This is a genomic window from Mycobacteroides franklinii (genome assembly GCF_001853795.1).
Classification (GTDB): Bacteria; Actinomycetota; Actinomycetes; order Mycobacteriales; family Mycobacteriaceae; genus Mycobacterium; species Mycobacterium franklinii.
Genome location: NZ_MLIK01000019.1, coordinates 627,034 through 650,898 on the forward strand (window position 1 = coordinate 627,034; position 23,865 = coordinate 650,898).

General features: G+C 62.1%; 26 protein-coding genes and 2 pseudogenes. 16 read left to right on the forward strand and 12 right to left on the reverse strand.

From position 1 onward, the window contains the following. Positions 1-4: 4 nt before the first annotated feature. On the reverse strand, positions 5-577 hold the full coding sequence (locus BKG76_RS10890) for a YdeI/OmpD-associated family protein (protein ID WP_070937657.1): 573 nt from the start codon (positions 575-577) through the stop codon (positions 5-7). A 546-nt stretch (positions 578-1,123) separates the two neighbouring features. Continuing rightward, positions 1,124-1,420: pseudogene (locus tag BKG76_RS24370) on the reverse strand (hypothetical protein); the annotation flags it as partial. Between the two features lie 208 nt (positions 1,421-1,628). On the opposite strand from BKG76_RS24370, the gene BKG76_RS10895 reads away from it, so the two are divergent. From BKG76_RS10895 to BKG76_RS10925, 7 genes are all read left to right on the forward strand, one after another. Then, complete coding sequence (locus BKG76_RS10895) at positions 1,629-2,465, forward strand: arylamine N-acetyltransferase family protein (RefSeq protein WP_070937658.1); 837 nt, start codon at positions 1,629-1,631, stop codon at positions 2,463-2,465. A 9-nt stretch (positions 2,466-2,474) separates the two neighbouring features. Next, the gene (locus tag BKG76_RS10900; RefSeq protein ID WP_070937659.1) at positions 2,475-3,179 is read left to right on the forward strand and encodes a methyltransferase family protein; all 705 of its coding nucleotides are present in this window, start codon (positions 2,475-2,477) and stop codon (positions 3,177-3,179) included. A 217-nt stretch (positions 3,180-3,396) separates the two neighbouring features. After that, on the forward strand, positions 3,397-3,678 hold the full coding sequence (locus BKG76_RS10905; RefSeq protein ID WP_070937660.1) for a hypothetical protein: 282 nt from the start codon (positions 3,397-3,399) through the stop codon (positions 3,676-3,678). A gap of 12 nt (positions 3,679-3,690) precedes the next feature. Continuing rightward, a complete protein-coding gene (locus BKG76_RS10910; RefSeq protein WP_070937661.1) occupies positions 3,691-5,088 on the forward strand; it encodes a glycoside hydrolase family 19 protein in 1,398 nt (465 codons plus the stop codon). A gap of 16 nt (positions 5,089-5,104) precedes the next feature. Beyond that, positions 5,105-5,884 carry an RsiV family protein gene (locus tag BKG76_RS10915; RefSeq protein ID WP_083337999.1) on the forward strand — a complete coding sequence of 260 codons (780 nt, stop codon included), beginning with the start codon at positions 5,105-5,107 and terminating at the stop codon, positions 5,882-5,884. Positions 5,885-5,943: 59 nt separating this feature from the next. After that, positions 5,944-6,873 carry a lipoprotein LpqH gene (locus tag BKG76_RS10920; protein ID WP_070937662.1) on the forward strand — a complete coding sequence of 310 codons (930 nt, stop codon included), beginning with the start codon at positions 5,944-5,946 and terminating at the stop codon, positions 6,871-6,873. A 76-nt stretch (positions 6,874-6,949) separates the two neighbouring features. Beyond that, the gene (locus BKG76_RS10925; RefSeq protein WP_070937663.1) at positions 6,950-7,246 is read left to right on the forward strand and encodes a hypothetical protein; all 297 of its coding nucleotides are present in this window, start codon (positions 6,950-6,952) and stop codon (positions 7,244-7,246) included. A gap of 48 nt (positions 7,247-7,294) precedes the next feature. On the opposite strand, the gene BKG76_RS24375 is transcribed toward BKG76_RS10925, so the two are convergent. From BKG76_RS24375 to BKG76_RS24385, 10 genes and pseudogenes are all read right to left on the reverse strand, one after another. Next, the gene (locus BKG76_RS24375; protein WP_083338000.1) at positions 7,295-7,885 is read right to left on the reverse strand and encodes a DUF3558 family protein; all 591 of its coding nucleotides are present in this window, start codon (positions 7,883-7,885) and stop codon (positions 7,295-7,297) included. Between the two features lie 2 nt (positions 7,886-7,887). Beyond that, positions 7,888-8,127: a hypothetical protein gene (locus BKG76_RS10935; protein WP_070939127.1), complete on the reverse strand. Its 240-nt coding sequence runs from the start codon at positions 8,125-8,127 to the stop codon at positions 7,888-7,890. Next, positions 8,127-9,338: a hypothetical protein gene (locus tag BKG76_RS10940; protein ID WP_070937664.1), complete on the reverse strand. Its 1,212-nt coding sequence runs from the start codon at positions 9,336-9,338 to the stop codon at positions 8,127-8,129. Before BKG76_RS10940 ends, BKG76_RS10935 begins: the two co-directional genes overlap by 1 nt. A 129-nt stretch (positions 9,339-9,467) precedes the next feature. Further along, the gene (gene gyrB / locus BKG76_RS10945) at positions 9,468-11,495 is read right to left on the reverse strand and encodes a DNA topoisomerase (ATP-hydrolyzing) subunit B (RefSeq protein ID WP_070937665.1); all 2,028 of its coding nucleotides are present in this window, start codon (positions 11,493-11,495) and stop codon (positions 9,468-9,470) included. Positions 11,496-11,719: 224 nt separating this feature from the next. Further along, the gene (locus BKG76_RS10950; protein WP_070937666.1) at positions 11,720-12,271 is read right to left on the reverse strand and encodes a DUF721 family protein; all 552 of its coding nucleotides are present in this window, start codon (positions 12,269-12,271) and stop codon (positions 11,720-11,722) included. Further along, a complete protein-coding gene (gene recF, locus BKG76_RS10955) occupies positions 12,264-13,412 on the reverse strand; it encodes a DNA replication/repair protein RecF (RefSeq protein ID WP_070939128.1) in 1,149 nt (382 codons plus the stop codon). The genes BKG76_RS10950 and recF overlap by 8 nt, the downstream gene beginning before the upstream one ends. A 19-nt stretch (positions 13,413-13,431) precedes the next feature. Continuing rightward, positions 13,432-14,340 (reverse strand): annotated as a pseudogene (gene gnd / locus BKG76_RS10960) (phosphogluconate dehydrogenase (NAD(+)-dependent, decarboxylating)); the annotation flags it as partial. 33 nt (positions 14,341-14,373) lie between these two features. Further along, positions 14,374-15,573: a DNA polymerase III subunit beta gene (dnaN, locus tag BKG76_RS10965; protein ID WP_070937668.1), complete on the reverse strand. Its 1,200-nt coding sequence runs from the start codon at positions 15,571-15,573 to the stop codon at positions 14,374-14,376. Positions 15,574-16,262: 689 nt separating this feature from the next. Further along, positions 16,263-17,738, reverse strand: coding sequence for a chromosomal replication initiator protein DnaA (gene dnaA / locus BKG76_RS10970; RefSeq protein WP_070937669.1), 1,476 nt, complete (start codon positions 17,736-17,738; stop codon positions 16,263-16,265). Between the two features lie 122 nt (positions 17,739-17,860). Continuing rightward, positions 17,861-18,265, reverse strand: a complete 405-nt coding sequence (locus BKG76_RS24385) for a hypothetical protein (RefSeq protein ID WP_083338001.1) — start codon at positions 18,263-18,265, stop codon at positions 17,861-17,863. A 73-nt stretch (positions 18,266-18,338) separates the two neighbouring features. Here BKG76_RS24385 and rpmH point away from each other — a divergent pair, with 73 nt between their 5' ends. The 9 genes from rpmH (at position 18,339) to BKG76_RS11000 (ending at position 23,634) form a co-directional block, all read left to right on the forward strand. After that, the gene (rpmH, locus tag BKG76_RS24390; protein ID WP_030097696.1) at positions 18,339-18,482 is read left to right on the forward strand and encodes a 50S ribosomal protein L34; all 144 of its coding nucleotides are present in this window, start codon (positions 18,339-18,341) and stop codon (positions 18,480-18,482) included. 23 nt (positions 18,483-18,505) lie between these two features. Further along, entirely contained in the window at positions 18,506-18,889 is a 384-nt protein-coding gene (gene rnpA / locus BKG76_RS24395; protein WP_083338002.1) for a ribonuclease P protein component, read from the forward strand. Then, positions 18,834-18,989: a hypothetical protein gene (locus BKG76_RS25295; protein ID WP_236737612.1), complete on the forward strand. Its 156-nt coding sequence runs from the start codon at positions 18,834-18,836 to the stop codon at positions 18,987-18,989. Before rnpA ends, BKG76_RS25295 begins: the two co-directional genes overlap by 56 nt. Beyond that, a complete protein-coding gene (gene yidD / locus BKG76_RS24400) occupies positions 18,919-19,185 on the forward strand; it encodes a membrane protein insertion efficiency factor YidD (protein ID WP_236737590.1) in 267 nt (88 codons plus the stop codon). Before BKG76_RS25295 ends, yidD begins: the two co-directional genes overlap by 71 nt. Continuing rightward, a complete protein-coding gene (yidC, locus tag BKG76_RS10980) occupies positions 19,178-20,263 on the forward strand; it encodes a membrane protein insertase YidC (protein ID WP_070937671.1) in 1,086 nt (361 codons plus the stop codon). The genes yidD and yidC overlap by 8 nt, the downstream gene beginning before the upstream one ends. Before the next feature lie 42 nt (positions 20,264-20,305). After that, positions 20,306-20,851: a Jag family protein gene (locus BKG76_RS10985; protein WP_070937672.1), complete on the forward strand. Its 546-nt coding sequence runs from the start codon at positions 20,306-20,308 to the stop codon at positions 20,849-20,851. 48 nt (positions 20,852-20,899) lie between these two features. Next, positions 20,900-21,613, forward strand: a complete 714-nt coding sequence (rsmG, locus tag BKG76_RS10990) for a 16S rRNA (guanine(527)-N(7))-methyltransferase RsmG (protein WP_070937673.1) — start codon at positions 20,900-20,902, stop codon at positions 21,611-21,613. A 91-nt stretch (positions 21,614-21,704) separates the two neighbouring features. After that, positions 21,705-22,580: a ParA family protein gene (locus BKG76_RS10995; RefSeq protein ID WP_272818824.1), complete on the forward strand. Its 876-nt coding sequence runs from the start codon at positions 21,705-21,707 to the stop codon at positions 22,578-22,580. 64 nt (positions 22,581-22,644) lie between these two features. Next, positions 22,645-23,634 (forward strand): ParB/RepB/Spo0J family partition protein, encoded by a 990-nt coding sequence (locus tag BKG76_RS11000; RefSeq protein ID WP_070937675.1) that lies wholly within the window; start codon positions 22,645-22,647, stop codon positions 23,632-23,634. Positions 23,635-23,865: the final 231 nt, after the last annotated feature.

Consider the following 23,865-nt stretch of genomic DNA (forward strand, 5'->3'; position numbering starts at 1 on the left):
CGCCCTAGTGCAACGTCTTCCCTACGGCCAGTAACTCGACATACTGAACGATGCGCCGGGCCCGGGTGTCTGGCTTCTTGATGGTGGCGAGCCGAAACAAGAACGGCCAGCGCGCCGTCTTGGTGAGGGAGTCGAAGAACTGCTGGGCTTCCGGCTTGGCTTTGAGCGCCCGCGCGAAATCCTCGGGCACCTCGATGGTGGCCTGCGAACTGTAGGCGGCATCCCAACGGCCATCGGCCTTGGCGGCGTCGACCTCTCGCTGGCCGGCGGGTCTGAGACGGCCTTCACCGGTGAGCCGCTCGATGTGGCCGACGTTGATCTTCGACCAGGTGCTGCGGGTGCGCCGCGGAGTGAACATGCGCAGGGTGTACTGCTCGTCGAGCGATTTGGCTTGTCCGTCGATCCACCCGAAGCAGAGCGCTTCCTCCAGGGCTTCTTTGTGGTTGACACTGGGGATGCCGCTGGCCTTCTTGGCCATTTTGATCCAGACACCGGGGGAGTCCTCGTGGTTGTCTTCCAGCCACGCTTCCCAGTCCTGTTGGGAGGCAAAGTAGATGGTGGGGCGCTCAACGGCCATGTGCTCACTCTAGGGGTGGGTGGTGACAGCGGTTAGAAGGCCCAGCTGCCTCCGGGGCGCAAGACGAAGCCGTGGTTTCCTCTGGTGTTAATGCACGCAACGAGGCGATCCTCGCCTACCGCGCAAGTCATATCACCGTCTACCAGTTTTTCGTTTTGATTCAGCTTCTCGCCGGAGTATGGGGGGCAGTGGACGGTTGTACTTGAAAAGCTGTACTGATCCCAGCCTCCTACCGCGGCGCATCCTGCTCCACTCCCACTGCCCTCGGATCCTGGAACACCTGGAAGATCCCCTCTACACCCAGAACTCGAACCGCTGGCCATAGTGCAGCTAATCAACCCGTCAGCCGTCACAAAGCTTGAATACAGACCGCCGCGGGACTGATGCCGAAATGGCTTCGAGTCGACAGCCCTGAACTCACCTAAATCCGGAAAACCCTGCGGCGGTTGGCCCGCAGCTTCCGGCGCTGGGATCGCTTGGCATGCGATCACAGACACCCCGATGACGAGACCCGCCGTCAGTCGCCCCATCACCATCATGACTCTCCTAAGAGTTCGGTTGAAACATCGGCACAGAGTTCGGTTGAAACATCGGCACCGACGTTCGATACGTGACTGGAGGATATGCACCTGGGAAACCGGGAATATCCCGCCAAACACTGACGCGGGTATCTACGACATCGGCGCGAAGCGCTGGATCCCAATGGACACCCGTCGGAAGTGCCGTATATGGCGCGCCACCGGCCCACGGAGTGCGCCCCGCAGGTAGCAGGTCGGTGACTGGCCGAGTCTGCAACAGCCCCTAGGGGGTTGCCGCGGTGATCGCACCGACTGCCATGTCGCGGCACTGCGATCTGCGACACTTCGGATCAGGTCGAGCTCGCGCTGTAGCTCCTTTTCGTCGCTCATGGCCCTCACCTTCCCGGTCGCAAACAGAACTCGCCTTCTACTGTGCTCTGACGCGACGAACTGCCGTTCGGTTGTACCCTTCTGCCAGATTCGGTTCACGGCGCTACAGGCCGTCCACAGGTAACAAGTACGTTGTCCACACCATGTGGAACGGTGACGACCTCGAACTTGAGGAATACCTGGCCTTCATCGGCTTCGACGGCGATCGGTCGCCGTCCCTGGACACCCTGCGTCGTTTGCAACGCGGACACGTCCTGAACATCAAGTGGGAGAACCTTGACGCGGTGCTGCACAGGCACGTCGCCTTGGATATTCCGACCGTCCAGGCCAAACTGTTGCGCAGGCCCCGCGGCGGCTACTGCTATGAGCATGTCGCACTGTTTGGTGCCGTTCTGGAGCGCCTCGGGTTCGATTTCTTCGGCATACAGGGCCGGGTGCAGATGGGCGCCACGGCAATTCGACCGGCGACACACGGCATGCTCGTCGTTCGACTTGACGGAGAACGATGGCTGTGCGATGTCGGATTCGGTACCAGTCCTCTTATCCCGATACACCTCGCCGACGAGGCCGTCGTCGCCGACGGATCATGGACCTACCAGCTGCTGCGCGGCGAGGTAACTCCCGGTGCCGACGGCTGGACCCTCTCGGAAGCCGCGGGCGACGGGACCGAACCGGGGTGGATGAGTCGGTACACGTTCGTGCTGGAGCCGCAGTACCCCATCGACTATCGCGCCGCGAGCTACTTCGTCGCATCAAGCTCTCATTCACCGTTCAGCACAAGGCTTTTCGTGCAGAAGATCGGGCCAGATCACGCGTATATCTTGGATCACCGCGAGCTACATGACATCGAGCCCGGTGTTGGACGAACCACCCAGCAACTGGCGCCAGACCACGTGCTGATCGCGCTCCGAGACATCTTCGGTATCGAGCTTGGCGTTGATGATTCCGCTTTGCTGTTGCAGAGGCTGGCCGAGCAGTAACGTCGACACATGGCTGAGTCTGTACCTTCCCAAACACGGCTACTGGTCAAACTGCTCGTCACCAACATCGTGGCGACGGCTGCCTTGGGCGGACTGTTGGTACTCGCCGCCGGCACCTGGCACTGGCCCCAACTGTGGATCCTGGGCATCGAGGTCACCGTGATCAATCTCGGGGTACACCTGTGGTTATTGAACGAGAACCCTGCCTTGCTGGCCGAGCGCCTCGGGTCGCCACGCCAGCCGAACCAAACGGCCTGGGACAAGGTCTTCATGGTCTTCGCGATTATCGGAATGCCCCTTTGGTTCGTACTGCCGGGGTTCGACCGTCGTTGGGGCTGGTCCACCGTTCCCATCTGGGTTCAGGTGGTTGGTGCGGTACTGATTGCCGTGTCGTTGTTGTCGATGATCTCTGTGTTCCGCGCCAATAGTTTCGCCGCACCCGTTGTGAAAGTTCAAGCCGAGCGCGGACATTCGATCGCCGACACCGGACCGTACGCATACGTCCGACATCCGATGTACTCAGGGGCAATCCCGTTCTTGATCGGCATGCCGCTGCTGCTCGACTCCTGGTACGGACTCATCGGGTCAGCCGTAACCGTTGTCGCGCTGGGATTTCGGGCAGTAGGGGAGGAGCGGTTGCTCACCCGGGAACTTGACGGTTACCCCGAGTACGCGACGCGCGTGCGGTACCGGTTGGTGCCTGGAGTCTGGTGATACCCCCAGCAACCCACGCTCAATCGGCACTCCTTCTACACACTTCGTCCCCCCCGACTGCCACTGCCTGGATCTTGATCGGCGACACGCTGATCCGCAGGGGCCACCCTGGCTGTCCACATCCGCAAATTCGATGGAACCGAATCCGGCATACGAGCGTCACAAGTATTTAGAGGTGGAATCTGGGCATTTCCGAGCTGTGAAAGGACACGGGACCATGGGGTACGCGGACCGGCTGTACGCCCTGCAACTGGAGTTCGGGCGAAGCTCCGAGAATCGAAAGCGTGCGACCACGCAGCGGTTCCAAGAGATACACGCCGAGCAGACGCGCCAGGCCCGGGAACGAGCCGCCTGGCAAGCCACCAATACCGCACCGTCGGCCACGGTGGCCCCTGCCCGCGCGAAAGACGGCCCAACCAAACGGGCCCCGTCGGCCCCACCAGGTTGGGACGACGAGGACAGCTTCTGGGAATTTCGCGGAAACCGGCTGAAGTTCTAGGTCTGGGGGTTTGTGGTGGTGGTGTATGACACGGGTCGGCAGGTGCTCGATGACGGTGCCAAGATCCGGGATTTTTGTGGGTACTGGGAAATTCTGAAGAGCCATCAAGGCGAGCTGAGTCAGGCGGGGGTGGACTTCTCAGGTCTGCCGATGGACCGTAGCGCCGCTGATTTCGACTCGGCCTATTACAAGGAGGCCGATATCAATTTGAAGGTGATCCGCGAGTCCGGAGATCACCTTCAAGACGCGGTGGTCGGCGGCACCGAGCAGGTGGGTTTGATCGGTGAAACCGAGCGCCTCTCACAGTATTTGAAAGGCAACGCCGCCGATGCGGCCTGGGAAAAATACAAGACCAACACCGAACAGTTGCAGACCAACCTCCAAAAATTGAAAGACGCCCAGGAAGCGATCAAGGGTGTCGACGACAACTTGTACTTCGGGCTGAACAAAAAGCAAGACGAGTACACCGCGGCGATCACGTTGATGATCGAAGGCACGATCCAAAACAACCCGGCAGATTTCGCCAACCGGCTCAGCACCGGTGCCGCCGCGATCATCGCCGACAACAAAGGCCTTGAGGACTCCGAGAAACACCTCTACGCCTGGCACGGCAGCCCCGGAGTCAATTGGCCTGCGCGACAAGTCAAAGACGACCTACGCACCAGCGTCATCGGCGCATTCGCCACCGCCATCGCCGCCTTCAACGACGCCAACGCCAGCATGGACCAATTCGTCACCGACAACTACACCATCCTGCGCGAAGCACTCAACATCGGCGAAAACGGGCCGGAGGACAGCTCTTTCAAAAAGGTGACGATGGAGCAGTTGCAGGACGTCTTCAATCAGGGGAACTTCGCGAGCCTGCCCCCGGAGCAGCAACAACGAATTCTGGACCAGCTCAACGCGATGATGGAACATGCGAGCATCAACACGCCGCAGAGACAAGCCGCGTTCCTCGCCACCTGTGCAATCGAATCTGGAGAGTTGACCATGTGGTACGAGGGCGCGTACCCCGGCGGACCCGACGCTGACTGGTTCAACGCACACTACGGCCCACAAACCGCCAAAGGTCAAGAGCTCGGGAATACCGAACCGGGAGACGGCGCGCGGTTCATGGGCCGCGGACCCATCCAGGTCACCGGGAGGAGCAACTACCAACATTTCACCGATTGGTACAACCAGAGCTACAACCCCAATCCGCCAATGGATTTCACACAAACACCGGAACTCCTTCAACAGCCCGAATATGGTTTTGCGGCAGCGGAGTGGTACTGGACCACACACCGGATCAACGCCGCCGCAGACAGCGGGGGGATCGATGCGGTGACCGATATCGTCAATTACTACGACGGCAACCGCGACAAGAAGCGCGATGTCTACCAGCGAGCACTGTCCGTCCTCGGCGGGTGACAGAAGGAACAACGACATGTGGAAAACGAACGTCTGGACACTGCGTCCTCTTGCCGCGCTTATCCTCTCACTGGTGGCCTGCTCCTCTGGCAGTCCGGTACAAAGTCCTGCAACCGCAGCGCCGCCGACAGACTTTTGCACCAACCTTGGTGGGACATGGGATAGCTCCAAAGAAAGCTGCTCCCTGACAGGCACGAACTCGAAGAACATCACCGCCAAGGTTGAGGCCGCATACCCGGCCGACTTGCTGCAGGACCCGACCGCGGGCCCGGCACTCCAACAATTCCTGACCGACTTCTTCACCAAATTCGGTCACCCGAATGACAATCTCACCCAAAACAGCGCGGCGAGCCTCGGATACAAGACGTACAAACACGCCCCGAACACGTTGTCCGTCGTCTTCACCGAAGAATGGTTCGTGACCGGTACGCCTCATCCCAACGATGCGATCGTCACCTTCACCTTCGACCAGACAGTCCAGCGGCAACTCACGCTCGGGGACTTGTTGTGCCCGGGTGTAGACCCGCTCACCGCGTTGCCGCCGCTGGTCCGCCCGTATGTGGAACAGGCTGTTGCCCTGGACAAGAACTCTCAGTTCACCATCAGTCAGTTCGAGCCTCAGCCCGGCCATGGCGGTTACAGCGACGACTATAAAGCTTGGTACCTGGACGGCGACGGCCTCATTCTCGTGATGCCTGCCGAGCGCGCAGGGCCGGTCCACGCCGGAGCATGGCAGCCTCATATTCCGCTCTCCGCGCTCGAAACCATCCGGCGTGGAGGTACCTGCGCGGCGTAGGACCGAGCCGGTCGAGACACCGAATTACAGACGCACACAGATTAATTGAGGGGAATCCGATGTTACGGATCGCAACACTCATCACCGACCGCGCTCTGCGACGGAGCTGGAGGATTCTCCTCGCGCCACTCGTCGCGCTACCGGTCGCGGGGTGCGATCCGACGCCGCCGGCCGCCGCGCCCTCCGCCATGTCGGCCGTGGCGACGACGTCGTCGCTTCCGGCCCCGGCACCGCCAAACTTTCCCCGTAGCCCGGCCACCATCGACGCCACCCTCGACGGGAATCCGTTGACCTTTGGTGACCCGGTCTGTCTGGGATTCGGTCAGGAAACCACGATCGGCTTTAGCACCGCGCCGCAAGGAAATTCACTGACCTTGCGGCTAGACACCGCGACCTCGTCCGTGAATGAGATCCAGCTCGGCGTACCAGGACGAGGCACGTACCTGTGGAAGACGTGGTCGCATCTGCCGTCACCACCGACGGTCGCGGTGCACGGCGCGACGTACAACGTCTCGGGCGTGGTGTTTATGAATCTGGATCCCGGTGAACCGAAGCCGATTCCGTTCACTGTCACCGCGACCTGCCCGGCGTACCCCAGCCCGCGGCAGCCGGAGACGCCGCCTGTCCCTCCGGCACCCGATCCCAAAGGACCCCGCGTGGACGCGACGGTCGACGGCAGGGTCTTCGTCGATGGCACCGATGCCGCCTACTGCAGCCGCGAATCGGACGGCTCGTTGAAGGTTGAGGTGAAACCAGCGTTGGGCAAGCCTGGAAACAACCTTACTTTTCAGGTTAAAGACGGTGCGGTACTGCACGGATACGTCGGCGGGGCACTGTTCAACTACACAACCCGCGTTCCCTCGAACGCTTCTGTGATCAAGGACGGCGACGCTCTTCGCATCAAGGCCGATCTGTACCGGATCTACCAACAGCAGGCCTACGAAGAACCCCATGCCGTCGAACTCACCGCCACCTGCCCGGGCTTCTAGCCCGTCTCAGATTCATGGAACCGGATCCCGTCAGCTGGCGTCCCAATAGGTAGTTGAAGTTAAGGAGGCTCCGCGCATGACATACATCGACTCTGACGGTGTGGAGAAGTTGGCGGGCGTGTGGGGTCGTGCCGCCGAAGGTCTGCGTGCCCAGGGGGACAAGGTTCGGTCCTGCGAGCTGCGGGCAGAGACGTTTGGTGCCCACTACGCCGAGCAGATGGCCGATATCGCGCCGGCCATCGAGCGACTCGCCGGACTGATGACCACCGGTGGCGCGCATTGCGACGACTACCGCGACAAGTTGCGGATGACCAGCAGTGCCATTACCGGCAGTGATGCCCGGACCGCCTCCCGGCTTAGTGGCGACGAATGAGCACGAACGACTTTGGGTGACCCGGCTAGTCACCCAAAGTCGTCGGTACTACTTGGTCCAACCAAGCTTTTTATTGGCCTCCGCGATGACGGGCGCTGAGAAGTCGCACCACGTTTGTCCGGTCTGTACCTGCGCGGCAGACACCGCGGCTGTCCCGGGCTCGAAGTCGAATTGCACGATATTGTCTTCCGGCCCCAAAAGCGCAGCGCCGCATTCGTTTTGCTCATCCTTCATGACATAGATCTCGGCGCCATCGGCCTGCAGGATCCTGACATGAATGTCGCGGAAGTTGGTTGCACCATCGGCGTTCTTGAACAACTTCAGGTTCAGTACCTTGTTGTGATCGGCGTCTTGATAGGTGCACTGCTGTATCCCGTTTGACTCCCTGGCCCGGGAATTGATCGGGGCCGCGCCCTGGGCGCCCAGCTGCTCGGGTGTGACAAGGCTGCAGGGATCTGTTGCGGGGCTAAACGGCTGGTAGCCAGAGGTTTTCGTCTCTGATGCTTGCGCGGTTGATGTCGCCGCCGAACTCGATGTGGCCGCAGAAGACGCACCGGTGGTCTCGGTTTTGGGCGATCCGCATCCAACTCCGAGAAGTCCCACCGCAGCCACGGCCGCCACCCATGCTCGTTTACTCATATTCACTTCCACTTTTTTGTGCCGAATGGATCTTTGAACGCATAGAAGTCGTCTTCTTCCAACTCCGTTGGTGTAGGAGGAGTCTGGGGCACCGGAGGGGTCTGCTTGCGCTCAGTGAAAACCGGTTCGATCGGGGTATCGATGTAGCGTTCACCCTGCAATCGAACGGCCTCCATCTCCGCGACGCCGTCGGTGACCTTACGCACCAGCGCCTGCAGGGCCGGATCGAGTGGAACCTCCATCACTTGCCATCCTCCCATGGCGCACCACCCGCGCCGCCGGAATAGCCGTCACCAGGAGCTGCCTGGAAATCCGGGGCCGCCAACACCGCGGCCGGCAGATCCTTCACCAGCTGTTTCCCAGCGTCACTGCTGACGCCAGCCTTGCCGAGGGCGTTATCCACAGACTTGTTGAGAGAGTCCTTGCCCTTCTTCTCCAGGTACGCCGCCGGGTCCTCGAAGAACTCGATGACGGATTTCACCAGGTCCACCGCCTTCTGAACCTCGTCGACCAGTTTTTGTGCCTCCTGAAAGACTTCCTTGAGGATCATCGCCAGGCGCTCCACCTGCCAGGCAGTTCCCGCAATGGGAATCTTCTTGGCCAGGACCTTGAGGGCGTCCTTCCAACTGTCGATCTGAACTTCCTGCTTCAGCTTCTCGACGACCATGTCGACGATGGTCTTGATCAGTTTCTTGATCTGCTCCACCAGCACGTCCAGGCAATCCTTGATGACCTTGGTCAACGGCGCCTCGGCTTCAAGACCCTTACTCAGATCCTCGGAATAGCCCTCAAAAGCCTGGGCCGACTTGCCATCCCAATGTGACCGCGACTGCTCCGTCATGCTGGCAAGCGACTTGCCGGCCCCCTCCATGCCCTTGCCAGCCTTCTCGTACACGTTGCCGATACGCGTCAGTTCGGCCCAGTTGCCGACCAGCTTCTCGAACGTGTCGTTGATCGGGCTCCAACCGGACACCTTCTGGATCGCCTCATCGGCGTCGGCCACCCATGCGGCCTTGTCTCGCACGATGGACACCACATCAGCTTCCTCGTGCTTGGGCGCCGCCAGGTCCGGAGTATCCCCGGTCGAGTAGTGCTTGGCCGCCGTGGTGGCGTCACCGTCGCGCCGTGAGTCGTGTCCGGGCAGTGGCGATGCGGCCGCCCTGATTCTGGCGCCGGTCTTGTTTTCTTGTTCCTTGTAGGTGTTGGCAAGAGAAATCAGCTCATTGCCGGTCATATACGTCGCGGTCTGGCGCTTGTCATATCGCTCAGAGGTCTTGGTCTTGGCGGCCTCGAAGGGACCCTTTAACTGGGACATGAGGCCGTCCCAGCCGTCCTTGGGGCCACCCTCGGAATCCACCAGAGCACGCACCTTGCCCAGATACGCGGCTAGATCCTCGACACCCGCGCCGAAACCCGCGAGCTCTTCGACGTTGACGCTGAACTTCTCACCCATCTACACAATCCCTCCGGCTGCTGTCGTACTTCTCCGTACGACGTCACGATCTCCGGATTCGGTTCCATCGGGACGAAAAGATTCAAGATCAAATTGAATCTTCAACTACAGCGGGGGCGGCGGCGGCCACTACACGTCGAGGAAGCGCACGTCCCTGGCATTTCGGGTGATGAAGCTGCGGCGTGCCTCCACGTCCTCGCCCATCAGAATCGAAAAGAGCTCGTCCGCCGCAGCGGCATCGTCGAGAGTCACCTGGCGCAGCACACGGACGGACGGATCCATGGTGGTCTCCCACAGTTCCTTCGCGTCCATCTCGCCCAGACCCTTGTAGCGCTGGATGCCGTCGTCCTTGTTGATCTTCTTACCGGCCTTGAGCCCGGCTTCCATCAACCCGTCGCGCTCGCGGTCCGAGTAGGCGAACTCCGGCTGGCTGCGCTGCCACTTGAGCTTGTACAGCGGCGGCTGCGCCAAGAAGATGTGGCCGTGCTCGACGAGCGGGCGCATAAACCGGAACAGCAGCGTCAACAGCAGCGTCGAAATGTGCTGGCCGTCAACGTCGGCGTCCGCCATCAGCACGATCTTGTGATAGCGCAGCTTGGCCAGGTCGAACTCGTCGTGAATTCCGGTGCCCAGCGCCGTGATGATGGCCTGGACTTCCGTATTCTTCAAAACCCGGTCGATGCGCGCCTTTTCGACGTTGATGATCTTGCCTCGCAGCGGCAGGATCGCCTGGAACATCGAGTCGCGGCCACTCTTGGCCGAACCACCGGCCGAGTCACCCTCCACCACATACAGTTCGGACTTCGACGGATCGGTCGAGCGGCAGTCGGCCAGCTTGCCGGGCAGCCCCCCGATGTCGGTAGCACTCTTGCGCCGCACCAGCTCGCGCGCCTTGCGCGCGGCGATTCGAGCCTGCGCAGACGAAACTGCTTTGTTGACAACGGTTTTCGCATCCGCGGGGTTGGAGTCGAACCAATGCTGAAGCTGCTCGTTACACACCTTCTGCACAAACGACTTGACCTCGGTGTTGCCCAGCTTGGTCTTCGTCTGGCCCTCGAACTGCGGCTCGCCGACCTTCACCGAGATCACCGCGGCCAAGCCCTCACGAATGTCGTCACCCGTAAGGTTGGTGTCCTTCTCCTTGAGAAGCTTCTTCTCCTTGGCGTACTTGTTGACCACCGTCGTGAGCGCGGCACGGAATCCTTCTTCGTGCGTACCGCCCTCGTGCGTGTTGATGGTGTTGGCGAAGGTGTGCACCGACTCCGAGTAGCCGGCATTCCACTGCATCGCGATCTCCACCTCGTGGCCTTCGCCCTTGCCGGAGAAGTCGACGATGGTGGAGTGGATGGCCGACTTGGTGCGGTTGATGTGCTTGACGAAGTCGACCAGGCCATCGGGGTAGTGGAAGACGCGGTTCTTAACCTTGTGCGGCGCAGCCGATTCGGCGGCCTGTTCCTCGGCGGTCTTGGGAGCCTCCGCCGTATCGCTGACCACCTCGTCCGTCACGTCGGCGTTGCTCACCCGCTCATCGGTGAGTTTGATGGTCAGGCCCTTGTTCAGGAAGGCCTGCTCTTGCAGGCGCCGGGCGACCGTCTCGAAGTCGTAGGTGGTGGTCTCGAAGATCGTCGGATCCGCCCAGAATCGGACCGTGGTGCCCGTCTTCTTGGTCGCCGCACCCTGCTGCAGTGTTCCCGGCTCGGACGCCGTGTAGACCTGCCGCCACTCATGGCCATCCCGCAGGATCTCCAACTCAACCTTTGTGGAGAGCGCGTTGACCACCGAGATGCCAACACCGTGCAGACCACCGGAGACCGCGTAGGAATCGGAGTCGAACTTGCCACCGGCGTGCAGCTGGGTCATGACGACATCAACAGTGGGTATTCCGGAGGCATGCATCGCCACCGGAATACCGCGGCCGTCGTCCTTGACCTGGATCCCGCCGTCCTCCAGCATGGTCACCTCGACGGTGGTGGCATACCCGGCCATCGCCTCGTCGACGGAGTTGTCGACAACTTCCCAGATCAGGTGGTGCAGACCGCGCTCGCCGGTGGACCCGATGTACATACCGGGGCGTTTCCGGACCGCTTCAAGCCCCTCTAGGATGGTGATCGAGTCGGCACTGTATTCGCTCTTGGCACTCTTCTTCGGCGCAGCCACGATCGACTTTGTCTCCTGTCTGGAAGTAACGACTCTGGCGGGCCCGCTCGATAACAAGGACCCCGCGATCCGTCTTACGACCATCCTACTGGTCTGTACCGACGGCACCTAGTTTCAGGGCATGTTTCGTCCCCTCTATTTACGCCGTCCGTCGCATATCTCGGATCGGCCTGTGTCTGGACGCTCTGGACGCCGGTTCCGCCGCGCGACGCCGCGATGAGCCCTCAGCCGTAGGTATCGCGCGGACCGCGTCCGGCGATATGTCGGGGACCCTTGCGCCACGACGGTGCAGTCGGTCCGGAGATCTTCAAACTGGTCACCACACCATCGCCGACTGCTGCGGCGATCTTCGCCAGCAGCTGCGCCTGCACCAGCCGAAGCTGTGTGGCCCACGCCGTGGACTCCGCTGCCACCGTTAATACGCCCTCGTTGAGCGCGGTCGGAGTCGCATGTGCGGCGATCTGCTCGCCAACGACCGCCTCCCATCTTCCAAAGACCGCGCCTTCGGAAACGCGGGACGACCAACCCCGGCGTCTCGCCAAATCGCCTGCGGCCCCGCCCAACAACTGGGGGTCGCGCGCGTCCGGACCCGGGCCCGACCAGGTCCGGCGTCCGCCGGCCACCCGGCGACGCTGCTCCGGAGATCTGCCCCCTCGACCGATGTCCTTACCCTGCTGTTTAGCCGCGCCGCGGGCCTCCTCGAGTACCCGGCGCACCAGGTCCATGCCCTTAACCCCAGCCAAATGCTCGGGCGGCCAGGCCTCTTCCTCACTCATGCGCCACCGACTTTCGTCCCGCAGGGTCTTCCTGCACATCGACGGTAACCGTCCGCGCCGACAATTCCTCGGGAACATCATCAGGAACGGCAGCCGTCACCAGGACCTGCTCCACATCAGCGGCAACCGTGGCCAAACACCGTCGCCGAGCCCCATCCAGCTCAGCGAAGACATCGTCGAGCATCAACACCGGGTCGGTGCCGTCGGTGCGCAGCAGATCAAAGGCCGCCAACCGCAGCGCCAACGCGAACGACCAGGACTCTCCGTGGCTTGCGAACCCCTTGGCAGGTCCGTCTCCGAGCCTCAGTTCCAGGTCATCACGGTGTGGTCCGACCAAACAGACGCCCCGCTCAATCTCCGCTGATCGTTTGGCCACCAATCCCGCCTGCAACGCATCCGCGAGGTGCTCCACCGACAGCTCGGCATCCACCCCGTCGACGCTACTGCGGTAGGCGATGTCCGCGGAGCGCGACGCGGGGGCCAGCAGCTGATACGACTTTTCCACCAACGGCCGCAACTCGCTCACCAATTCCAAACGTGCAGAGAGTAATTCGGAACCGTGGGCCACCAGATGGCCGTCCCACACATCCAAGGTGTCCAGCACGCTTTGGTCGTTGCGTTGCCGTAATGCCGCCCCCGCCGTCTTGAGCAGTGCGGTCCGTTGACGAAGCACCTTGTCGTAGTCGGCGCGCACCCCAGCCATCCGGGGCCTACGCTGAATCAACAGATCATCCAGGAAGCGGCGGCGGTCCGACGGATCACCGCGCACCAAGGACAGGTCTTCGGGAGCGAACAGCACCGCATGCAGAATCCCGACAATCTCACGTGGGCTGCGCACCGGTGACCGGTTGATCCTGGCCTTATTGGCGCGCCCGGCAGCGATTTCGAGGTCTATGGCCAACTCGCGACCATCGTTGACCACGATGGTCGACACGACCGCCCGCTCGGCTCCGGTACGGATCAGGGGTGCATCCGTGGAAACACGGTGCGACCCTAATGTCGACGAATACCACAGCGCTTCAACAAGATTCGTCTTGCCATAACCGTTTGGCCCGACGAATACGGTGCGACCTGGCTCGAGCTCCAGGTCGACACGCTCCCATGACCGGAAGTCCCGTAATCCCAGTTGTCGTACGTACACCTCGGTCCGCGGGCCTCCCTCAGCCGGAAAGACCGACGCGCTTGACCGCGTGGCCACCGAACTGATTGCGCAGCGCCGAGACGGCCTTCATTGCCGGCGAATCCTCTTGGCGTGAAGCGAATCTGGCGAACAGCGAGGCGGCGATGACCGGAGCCGGAACCCGATGATTGATGGCCTCTTCGACGGTCCACCGGCCCTCACCCGAGTCCTCGGTGTATCCGGAGATCGCATCGAAGCCAGGATCTTCCTTCAATGCCTTCGCCAACAGATCCAGCAGCCAGGACCGCACCACCGTGCCCTTGGTCCAGGCTTGCAGCACCGCCTGAACATCGGTGATCAGCGGTTCAGCGGCCAGCAATTCGTATCCCTCGGCATAGGCATGCATGAGCCCGTATTCGATGCCGTTGTGAATCATCTTGGCGTAGTGACCGGCACCGACGGGACCCGCGTGGACAAATCCGTCGGCGCGATCACCCTCGGGACGCAGCGTGTCGAAGATCGGCATCGCGCGCGCCACATCCTCATCACTGCCGCCGACCATCAGCCCGTAACCATTGTCCTTGCCCCACACGCCACCGGAAACTCCAGCGTCAATGTAGCCAATTCCCTTGGCAGCCAGCAGATCTGCGTTCGTTTTGTCCTCCGTGAAACGTGAATTACCGCCGTCGATCACGAGGTCGCCCTCGGACAGTTCTTCGGAAAGCTCGGCGATCGTCTGCTGTGTGATCGGGCCCGACGGCACCATCACCCACACGACGCGGGGCGCCTCGAGCGCATCCGCCAATCCTTCCAGCGACGGCACGTCGGTGACCTCGGGACGGGGGTCATATCCGATGACCTCGTGCCCACCGGCGCGCAGCCGGTCGCGCATGTTGAAACCCATCTTGCCCAGTCCGACCAAACCCAGCTGCATGACCCATAACCTCCGATGAACAGTCCGTTGCCGTTAGGAACGCGAGTCCTAGCCGGGCAGACGCACCGGCATCAATAGATAGACATACTCAGTTTGCGCTGCCGTGAACGGCCCGGAGCCGTCCGGGGAGCTTTGATCGTCATCCGCAGGACGCAGGACCGCCGGACGACTCGGTGTGGTGAATCCGAAGGTGACCCGGCTCGAATGCAGCGACCCCAGCCCGTCCGTCAGGTAGGTCGGGTTGAAGGCAATGGTGAGCGGCTCGCCGACGAACTCCACCTCCAGCTCTTCCTCGGCACGACCCACATCGTCGGCACCGGCCGACAACCGCAGCAGTCCGGGCTCAAACTCCAGGCGTATCTGGGCACCACGATCGGCAACCAGCGCAACACGTTTGATGGCTTCCACTAGTTCCGAGATAGCGACGGTCGCCAACGCGGTGTGCTCGGTCGGCAACAGCTGGCGGAACTTGGGGAACTCCGCGTCCAGTAGCCGGGTGGTGCTGCGCTTGCCGTCACTGACGATGCCGAGTAGTCCCTCAGATCCGATCGCCGAACCGGCACCCAGCGCGAGTTGCACATCAGACCCGCTCGATGCCGACTTCGCGGCTTCCGACAACGTCTTGGCAGGCACCAACACCGCGGCGTTGATGTCGCCGGATCCCGACGTCCACTTCAGCTCACGCACCGCCAGGCGGAACCTGTCCGTTGCCGCCAAAACCACTGTGTCGCCGCTGATTTCGACACGAACGCCGGTCAGCATCGGCAGAGTGTCGTCCTTACCCGCAGCGACTGCCACCTGGCCGATGGCCTCGGAGAACACATCGGCACTGAGCGCACCCGTTTCTTCCGGCAACGACGGCAGAGCCGGGTAATCCTCCACCGGCATGCTCGGCAGTGAGAACTTCGCACTTCCACAACTGATCAACAGTCGGGTGCCCTCTAAGGCGACGTCGACCGGCTTGTTCGGCAGTGACCGGGTGATATCCGAAAGCAGTCGGCCCGACACCAGCGCACTACCGGAAGCCGCAACCTCAGCCGGAACCTTCACCTGCGCGGAAACCTCGTAGTCGAAGCCCGACAGCGTCAAACCCGTGTCATGCGCGGTCAGCAGCACACCAGCCAGCACCGGAACTGTCGGCCGGGAGGGCAGACTACGGGCAACCCACGCCACCGAATCGGCGAAATCATCCCGCGCGACCCTGAACTTCAGGCTGGTGTCTGCGGCAGTCGGGCTCGCGAGATCCATGAATACCCTTCGCTTCCTCGTTGTCCAGGTCGGACTGTCTCCACACAAAAATCAGTGATGGCCATCGTGGCACGTCCGAGTGACAAGACCGACAGCGCATCGGGCAGCCATCCGGTATTTACCGGAGCACCGTGCACAAGTCTCGTCAACCGGGTTGGAAGCCATCAGGCCATGCGACTTCCGAAGCACAACCGTAGATGCTTTCGGCGCATCGGGAAAGCGGATCGGTTTCTCGTAAGACCCCTTGTGTCCATCGCCGGGTTACCGGCCGGACGGGCCATGTTGACGTTTCCATCCACACAGCTGCTTTTAAAGGGAGAGATTAGATAGATATTTAAGCAGTAGTAGTAGGTGCTGTGGAAGCTGTGGACAGACAAGTGTTGTCGCACCGTAGAGGCTCAGTAGGGCTGTCAGGAATTTGTGGATTCTGATGTGATCGACGGCCTGTGGATGTGGAGCATGTGTCATTCGTTCAGCAACCCCCAAGCGATGGCAGGTTTGACCAACAGCTGTCCACATCCCTGTGCACAACCTCCGATGTTGTGGATGTGGCGGGTGAGCCACACGAGGCGAGTAAAAATCGTCGAGAAAAATCTCGAAAAGTCTTGAAATAGGCGTGTGTTGAGACGGCGTGGCGGCGCGGGGACACAAAAAACCCGGCCGCGGTGGGCCGGGTGGGAGCAATGAGGTCAATGGCGCGAGCGCTGGCGGATACGTGCGGTGAGCTCCTTCACGTGATCGAAAACCTCACGCCGCTGCGCCATTTCGCCACGGACCTTCTTGTCCGCATACATGACAGTGGTGTGGTCGCGGCCGAACGTCTGCCCGATCTTGGGCAGGGAGAGGTCGGTGAGCTCACGACAGAGGTACATGGCGATCTGACGTGCCTGAGCCAGTGCGCGGGTCTTACCGGGCCCACGGAGCTCTTCGAGGGTGGTGTCGAAGTACTCCGCGGTGACGGCCATGATCGTGGCGGCACTGATCTGGATCGCATTGGAGTCCGGGATGAGGTCGCGCAGCACGATTTCGGCCAGCGGCAGCTCGATGGGGGACTTGTTCAGTGAGGCAAATGCCGTCACCCGGATGAGGGCACCCTCGAGCTCGCGGATATTGCGTTCGATACGGCTGGCGATGAGTTCCAGCACGTCGTCTGGAACGTCGAGCCGATCCATCTGTGCCTTCTTACGAAGGATCGCGATGCGGGTTTCGAGTTCGGGAGGCTGAACATCGGTGATCAGACCCCATTCGAAGCGGGTCCGTAGCCGGTCTTCGAGGGTGGCCAGGCCCTTCGGCGGCCGATCGGAGGAGATAACGATCTGCTTGTTGGCGTTGTGCAAGGTGTTGAAGGTGTGGAAGAACTCTTCCTGGATGCCTTCCTTACCCTCGATGAACTGGATGTCATCGACCAGCAGAACGTCGATGTCGCGGTAGCTGCGCTTGAACGCGACCCGACGGTCATCGCGCAAAGAGTTGATGAAGTCGTTGGTGAACTCTTCGGTGGACACGTACTTGACGCGCATACCGGGAAAGAGACGCTGTGCATAGTTCCCCGCGGCGTGCAGCAGATGCGTCTTGCCGAGCCCCGATTCACCCCAGATGAACAACGGGTTGTAGGCCCGCGCGGGGGCTTCTGAGACCGCCACGGCCGCCGCATGGGAGAACCTGTTGGATGCGCCGATGACGAATGATTCGAAGGTGTAGCGCGCGTTGAGGCTTGTATCGGGGGTGTCGGCCTTATCGGCGCCGCCCGGTCGATTGATGAAGTACGAGGGCCACGATTCGTGTGCGCTAGCAAGCGCCTCGGTGGTCTCATCGACCTCGTCGAGCTCGAGTTCCGGGGTGGCTCCGGCGACGTCTGGATCTTCGCCAGGAGCCGGCGCGGCGATACGCACACCCAGCTCGACGTTCTCGCCCAGCCTTCGGGAGAGTGCCTCGACAATCGGCCCGCGCAGATGCCGTTCGATCTCGTTTTGGACGAAGCTCGAGGGTACGGAAAGTAGCGCGAAACCCTCGGCCATCGTGAGTGGCTTGACCAATGTCAGCCAGGCGCGCTGCTGCGGCGTCAACGGCGGGAAACTCGAGAGATATTGGTTGTCGTCACCGTTGAGTTCCGCGACGACGGTATTCCATACCGCCGTGAACTGGGAATTCAGTTCATCAGTCAACGGCGAGTATCTCTCTGGCTGGTGGGGTCACGTCGACACTAGCCCCTTTTCAACGATCGGTCGTGGGTTTCCACACGGTTATCCACAGCTGTGGACAACAAAGCCGACCACCCCCATGGTGGTCAGTGTGCGCATACCAGGTGATCGAGTTGGATCACCTGTTCCGGGGGACCGGCTAGTCGGTGTCCGACCGCGATCGGCATCGGCCAGTGTGGATGGTTCCGATGCATGCGCCCGGTGGAAACGGCATTCGCAGAAGCTAACAGTTTTTGTATCCGCCCGCCAACCGATCCGGAGACATGGATGACAACTTTCCGGAAGGTGACAGACTCCTGTGGAGAGGGGATACGCGTGTGACGTTTGTGATCAGTTTGACCGGCGCCGAGCAGGTCAGTACCCTCAAACAGTCGCCCGAACGTTGGCGGCACGGCCGCGACCCGCACGTCATCAGGGATGAAACCCAGGATTCCGTAGGTACCGCGCCGGTGGCGAGTGAGAAGTACCAACGGACTGATACGTCTCAGCACATCGCATGCGTCGTGAACTGGCGGCGTGCGTGATGTCTGTTGAGAACGTGACGGACATAAAGGAGTAGTAGCGGTGGCAAAGGGCAAGCGGACCTTCCAGCCAAACAATCGGCGTCGCGCGCGTACCCACGGTTTCCGGTTGCGCATGCGCACCCGCGCCGGGCGCGCAATCATCGCGGTCCGGCGTCGTAAGGGCCGCAAGGAACTGACCGCCTGAGTTTCGGGCGCTGGTAGTAGTCGGTGTTGCCGACTCGACACCGGATGACCAAATCATCCGAATTCCGACAGACCGTCAAGCGTGGCGTGCGAACTGCCCACGCGGACTTGGTGATTCACCTCCAGCGGAGGTGCGTGGACTCCTCCTGTGGACAGGTGGAGGGGCCCAAGGTCGGTTTGATCGTCGGAAAGTCGGTCGGCGGTGCGGTCGTGCGCCATCGAGTATCTCGTCGGCTTAGGCACGTCGCCGCGGAGCTGCTCCCCAAACTTGAGCCGGTAGATCGCATGGTGATCAGGGCCCTCCCCAGCAGTAGTACCGCGCTGTCGGCAAGCCTGCGTCAGCAACTGCGAGATGGAATCGATCGGTCGGCGCGACGGCAGGAACCGGCAGCAGAGCGGCAGCGATGAAAAGCCGCCCGGCGCGCGCCGTAATCTTCTTGATCCGTCTGTACCAGACCTGGATCTCACCCATGCGGCTGCCCAGTTGCCGGTTTATGCCGACATGTAGCCAGTACGCGGTCGAGGCGTTGAGCGTGCACGGACTGCTCCGCGGCGGTTGGCTGGCCACCATTCGGCTACTGAAGTGTGGACCATGGCACCACGGTGGATGGGACCCGATTCCTGAACGCCATACGAACCACGGGGACCGAGATAGTCGGGGCGAAGAGCGCGTGAGCGTGCGAAGGAGCACAGCGGATGTTTGATTGGTTCAGCCTCGGGTTCATCTATTACCCGGTCTCGGGGATCATGTGGGTTTGGTACAAGCTGTTCGCGTACCTGCTGGGTCCCAAGAACTTCTTCGCCTGGGCACTGTCGGTGATGTTCCTGGTGTTCACCCTGCGCGCGATTCTGTACAAGCCCTTCGTCCGGCAGATCCGGACCACCCGGCAGATGCAGGAGCTGCAGCCACAGATCAAGGCGCTGCAAAAGAAGTACAAGAACGATCGCCAGCGCATGGCGTTGGAAATGCAGAAGCTGCAGCGCGAACACGGCTTCAACCCGATCCTCGGCTGTCTGCCGATGCTGGCGCAGATCCCGGTGTTCCTAGGCCTGTTCCATGTGCTGCGGTCCTTCAATCGAACTACCGGTGGTTTCGGCCAGGTGCATATGACGGTGGAGGCGAACCGCGCCACGGGGAACTACTTCTTCAGCGCGAACGACGTCGCCAACTTCCTGGACGCCAACCTGTTCGGCGCGCCCCTGGGTGCCACCATGGTTCAGACCACAGGTCTGGACGCGTTCACCGAATTCAACAGACTGGCCGTGGCCGGTGTGTCCATTCCGCTGATGGTGATCGCGGGTATCGCCACCTACTTCAACAGCCGGGCATCCATAGCGCGTCAGAGCCCCGAGGCTCAAGCCAACCCGCAGACCCAGATCATGAACCGACTGGCGCTGTACGTGTTCCCGCTCGGCGTGGTCGTCGGTGGACCGTTCCTGCCGATCGCGATCATCCTGTACTGGGTGTCCAACAACATCTGGACGTTCGGGCAGCAGCACTACGTCTTCAACCACATCGCCAAGGAAGAAGAAGAGAAGAAGCAGGCGGACTTGGAGCGGCGAGCGGCCAACGCGCCGAAGCCGGGAGCTAAGCCGACTCGCAGTGGGAAGAACCAGCCCGCCAAACAGACAGACGACTCGGACAGCACCGAGGTCGTGGAGTCCGATGGCATGGACGAGGACACCGGGGGACAGGCTTCCCCGGACTCAACAAATGGATCAGGTACGACGAGCCGCACCCCGAAGCCGGGTGCGCGGCCCGATCGTCGCCGCAAGCGCTAACCGCCCGCGATTCTGTACGGGCGTGACAGAGGGAGAAGAACGATGACCGATCTGGACACTCAAGCCGAAGAGACCACGGCCGAGACCGACGCCGCACCCGAGACCGAGCCACGTACGGCCGATCTCGAAGAGCGTCTGGTGGCCGAGGGCGAGATCGCCGGCGACTACCTCGAGGAGCTCCTGGACCTCCTCGACTTCGACGGCGATATCGACCTGGACGTCGAGGGCGACCGCGCGATCGTCAGCATCGACGGCGGCGGCGACCTGACGAAGCTCGTCGGCCGTAAGGGCGAGGTGCTCGATGCACTGCAGGAGCTGACCCGCCTCGCGGTTCAGCAGAAGTCCGGTGAGCGCAGCCGGCTGATGCTGGACATCGCCAACTGGCGGGGCCGTCGTCGCGACGAGCTCGCGGCGTTGGGTACCAAGATCGCCAAGCAGGTGCTGGAGTCCGGTGAGCGCGAGGAGCTCGCCCCGATGACTCCCTTCGAGCGCAAGATCGTGCACGACGCCGTCGCGGCCGTTGATGGCGTGCACAGCGAGAGCGAGGGCGTGGAGCCGTCGCGTCGCGTGGTCGTCCTGCACGACTGACAACTCCAAATCTCATCCATGTAATTCTGTGGCCGCGCTCCGGGAGGAATGTTTCACGTGAAACACGACGAGACCCTCCCGGTGCCGGAGGCCGCTGCCGACGTGTTCGGTGAGCGGCTCGCGATCGCGGTCGAGTATGTCGAGGCGCTTGCCACAATCGGTGTGGAGCGGGGTCTGATCGGACCCCGCGAAGCCGACCGATTGTGGGAGCGCCACATTCTTAACAGCGCTGTCCTAGGCGAGCTACTGGACGCCGGGGAGCGAGTCATCGATGTCGGGAGCGGCGCGGGGCTGCCGGGTATTCCCTTAGCCATCGCGCGCCCGGACGTCCATATCGTTCTGGTCGAGCCGATGCTCCGTCGCACCGAGTTCCTTCGTGAAATGATTGAGCGGCTGGGGCTGGCCAACGTATCGGTGGTGAGGGGCCGGGCCGAGGAGCCCGGTGTCATCGCCGAGGTTGGTGGAGCGGACGCAGTGACGTCCCGGGCAGTCGCGGCACTGGACAAGATCGCCCGCTGGTCCCTTCCCTTGACGCGGATCGGCGGACGGATGTTGGCGATCAAAGGTGATCGCGCTGACGAGGAAGTACAGCAGTACGGTAATGCGCTGGGTCCGCTCGGCGCCGATGACGTGAGGGTGGTGCAGTGTGGCACGCGGTACCTCGATTCGCCCACCACGGTGGTGGTCGCGCGGCGGAAAGAATGCGACGGAGACCGTCGGCGGGGAAGCTCCCGCGGCGGTTCGCGACGGCGGAGCCGATGAGCATCCGATCAAGGAGACGACAGTGAGAAGCGACGATGTTTCACGTGAAACCGGCGCGGCGAGTGACGGCCACCGGTCGTCGACGGACTTCGTGGAGTCAGAGACTCCGATCGGCGCGGCGGCTCAGCGCGCGACCCAACTAAAGCAGGGGTCGGTCCGACTCCCCAAGCCAGCGCATCGTCGGATGCTGACGATCGCCAACCAGAAGGGTGGCGTCGGCAAGACCACGACCGCGGTGAATCTGGCGGCGGCGATGGCGATGCAGGGGCTCAACGTTCTGGTGATCGACCTCGATCCGCAGGGCAACGCAAGCACCGCGCTGGGTGCCGATCACCGGGCGGGCACCCCGTCGTCGTACGAGGTACTTCTCGGTGAGATCCCGATCAAGGACGCGATTCAGTCCAGCCCGCAGAGCGAGCATCTGTTCTGTGTCCCCGCGACGATCGATCTCGCCGGTGCCGAGATCGAGTTGGTCTCGATGGTCGCCCGGGAAGGACGGCTGCGCTCGGCGATCGCCGGGCTGCCGGCCGACGCCTTCGATTTCGTCTTCATTGATTGCCCACCGTCACTAGGTCTGCTGACGGTCAACGCGCTCGTCGCCGCCAACGAAGTACTGATCCCCATCCAATGCGAGTACTACGCACTGGAGGGAGTGGGGCAGTTGCTACGCAACATCGAGCTCGTCCAGGCTCACCTGAATCCCGCCCTGCATGTGTCGACGATTCTGCTGACCATGTACGACGGCAGGACCAAGCTCGCCGACCAGGTGGCGGATGAGGTGCGTAGCCACTTCGGCCCGAAGGTGCTGGGCTCGGTCATCCCGCGCAGCGTCAAGGTCTCCGAAGCGCCCGGATACGGGACCAGCGTCCTGGAGTACGACCCGGGTTCACGTGGCGCGCTGAGCTATCTGGACGCTGCCCGCGAACTTGCGCAGCGGCCAAGCCCGTCGGCGAGTGATCCGCAATGAGTCGGGTGCGCTGCGGGAAAATGATCACGTGTGCCGAGCGGATGCGAAAAGGGAGAAGTAACCGATGAGTCAGTCGCCATCATCACGGCGTAAGGGCGGCCTCGGGCGGGGGCTGGCATCGCTCATTCCGACCGCTCCAGTCGACGGCTCGGCGGCACCCTCGGGCCCACGTTTGGGTGACGCGGCGGCAGATGTCGTCATCGGTGGCGGCCCCGTGGCCGCGGCGGTGGCCGCACCGCCCGCTGATATCGGTGCGGTGTACCGCGAGATCCCGGTGACTGCCATCAAGCCGAACCCTAAACAGCCGCGCCAGGTGTTCGATGAAGAGGCACTGGCCGAGCTGGTTCATTCGATCCGCGAGTTCGGCGTGATGCAGCCGATCGTGGTGCGCATGGTGGACGGCGGCGACTATCAGCTCGTCATGGGGGAGCGGCGTTGGCGCGCGACCCAGGAGGCGGGTCTCGAGACCATCCCGGCGATCGTGCGAGAGACCGCGGACGACAACCTGCTTCGTGATGCCCTGCTGGAGAACATCCATCGAGCACAGCTGAATCCTCTGGAAGAGGCGGCCGCCTACCAACAGCTTCTCGACGAGTTCGACGTCACCCACGAGGAACTGGCCACCCGCATCGGTCGGTCGCGACCGGTGATCTCCAACATGATCCGACTGCTACGGCTCCCAATCGCCGTGCAGCGCCGGGTCGCGGCGGGCGTGCTGTCGGCCGGCCATGCGCGCGCCCTGCTCGCTCTCGAGGGCGGTGCGGGCGCACAGGAAGAGTTGGCCGCACGGATCGTCGCCGAGGGGATGTCGGTGCGTGCTGCCGAGGAGGCAGTGACCCTCGCTAACCGCAGTGACGCTCCGAAGCCGGCGCCGCGGCGCAAGCCGATCCAGATGCCCGGTCTGCAGGATGTCGCCGAGCGGCTGTCGGGCACCTTCGATACCCGCGTGACGGTGAGCCTGGGCAAGCGCAAGGGCAAGATCGTTGTCGAGTTCGGCTCGGTCGACGATTTACAGCGAATTGTCGATTTGATGTCCGGCGAGGCAACGTCCTAGCCCACAGGGCAGAAACGTCACTGTGACGTGAAACCCGGCGAAATCGTCCGTCGTCATGAAAGCAGTTGGTAACTAAGGACTTTCGGTTCTGCGGGGCAAGCGTCGGTGCGGTTGTGGTGACGACGGCCGTTTCGAGGGATCGTGACCCAGCTGCCGGGTGCCAAACCAGAAATTTCGCATATCCTTGAAGGGTTGCCGGACGCATGAGGCGTACCGCGCACCATGTTGACC

Excerpts from the sequence above, each read along its gene's own strand:
- BKG76_RS10895 (WP_070937658.1), top strand. The coding sequence starts at position 1,629 with ATGTGGAACGGTGACGACCTCGAACTTGAGGAATACCTGGCCTTCATC.
- BKG76_RS10900 (WP_070937659.1), top strand. The coding sequence starts at position 2,475 with ATGGCTGAGTCTGTACCTTCCCAAACACGGCTACTGGTCAAACTGCTC.
- BKG76_RS24375 (WP_083338000.1), bottom strand. The coding sequence starts at position 7,885 with ATGAGTAAACGAGCATGGGTGGCGGCCGTGGCTGCGGTGGGACTTCTC.
- yidC (WP_070937671.1), top strand. The coding sequence starts at position 19,178 with ATGTTTGATTGGTTCAGCCTCGGGTTCATCTATTACCCGGTCTCGGGG.
- BKG76_RS10985 (WP_070937672.1), top strand. The coding sequence starts at position 20,306 with ATGACCGATCTGGACACTCAAGCCGAAGAGACCACGGCCGAGACCGAC.
- BKG76_RS10920 (WP_070937662.1), top strand. The coding sequence starts at position 5,944 with ATGTTACGGATCGCAACACTCATCACCGACCGCGCTCTGCGACGGAGC.
- BKG76_RS10915 (WP_083337999.1), top strand. The coding sequence starts at position 5,105 with ATGTGGAAAACGAACGTCTGGACACTGCGTCCTCTTGCCGCGCTTATC.
- BKG76_RS10925 (WP_070937663.1), top strand. The coding sequence starts at position 6,950 with ATGACATACATCGACTCTGACGGTGTGGAGAAGTTGGCGGGCGTGTGG.
- BKG76_RS10935 (WP_070939127.1), bottom strand. The coding sequence starts at position 8,127 with ATGGAGGTTCCACTCGATCCGGCCCTGCAGGCGCTGGTGCGTAAGGTC.
- BKG76_RS10940 (WP_070937664.1), bottom strand. The coding sequence starts at position 9,338 with ATGGGTGAGAAGTTCAGCGTCAACGTCGAAGAGCTCGCGGGTTTCGGC.
- dnaN (WP_070937668.1), bottom strand. The coding sequence starts at position 15,573 with ATGGATCTCGCGAGCCCGACTGCCGCAGACACCAGCCTGAAGTTCAGG.
- BKG76_RS10890 (WP_070937657.1), bottom strand. The coding sequence starts at position 577 with ATGGCCGTTGAGCGCCCCACCATCTACTTTGCCTCCCAACAGGACTGG.
- rsmG (WP_070937673.1), top strand. The coding sequence starts at position 20,900 with ATGTTTCACGTGAAACACGACGAGACCCTCCCGGTGCCGGAGGCCGCT.
- BKG76_RS11000 (WP_070937675.1), top strand. The coding sequence starts at position 22,645 with ATGAGTCAGTCGCCATCATCACGGCGTAAGGGCGGCCTCGGGCGGGGG.
- BKG76_RS25295 (WP_236737612.1), top strand. The coding sequence starts at position 18,834 with ATGGAATCGATCGGTCGGCGCGACGGCAGGAACCGGCAGCAGAGCGGC.
- BKG76_RS10905 (WP_070937660.1), top strand. The coding sequence starts at position 3,397 with ATGGGGTACGCGGACCGGCTGTACGCCCTGCAACTGGAGTTCGGGCGA.
- BKG76_RS10950 (WP_070937666.1), bottom strand. The coding sequence starts at position 12,271 with ATGAGTGAGGAAGAGGCCTGGCCGCCCGAGCATTTGGCTGGGGTTAAG.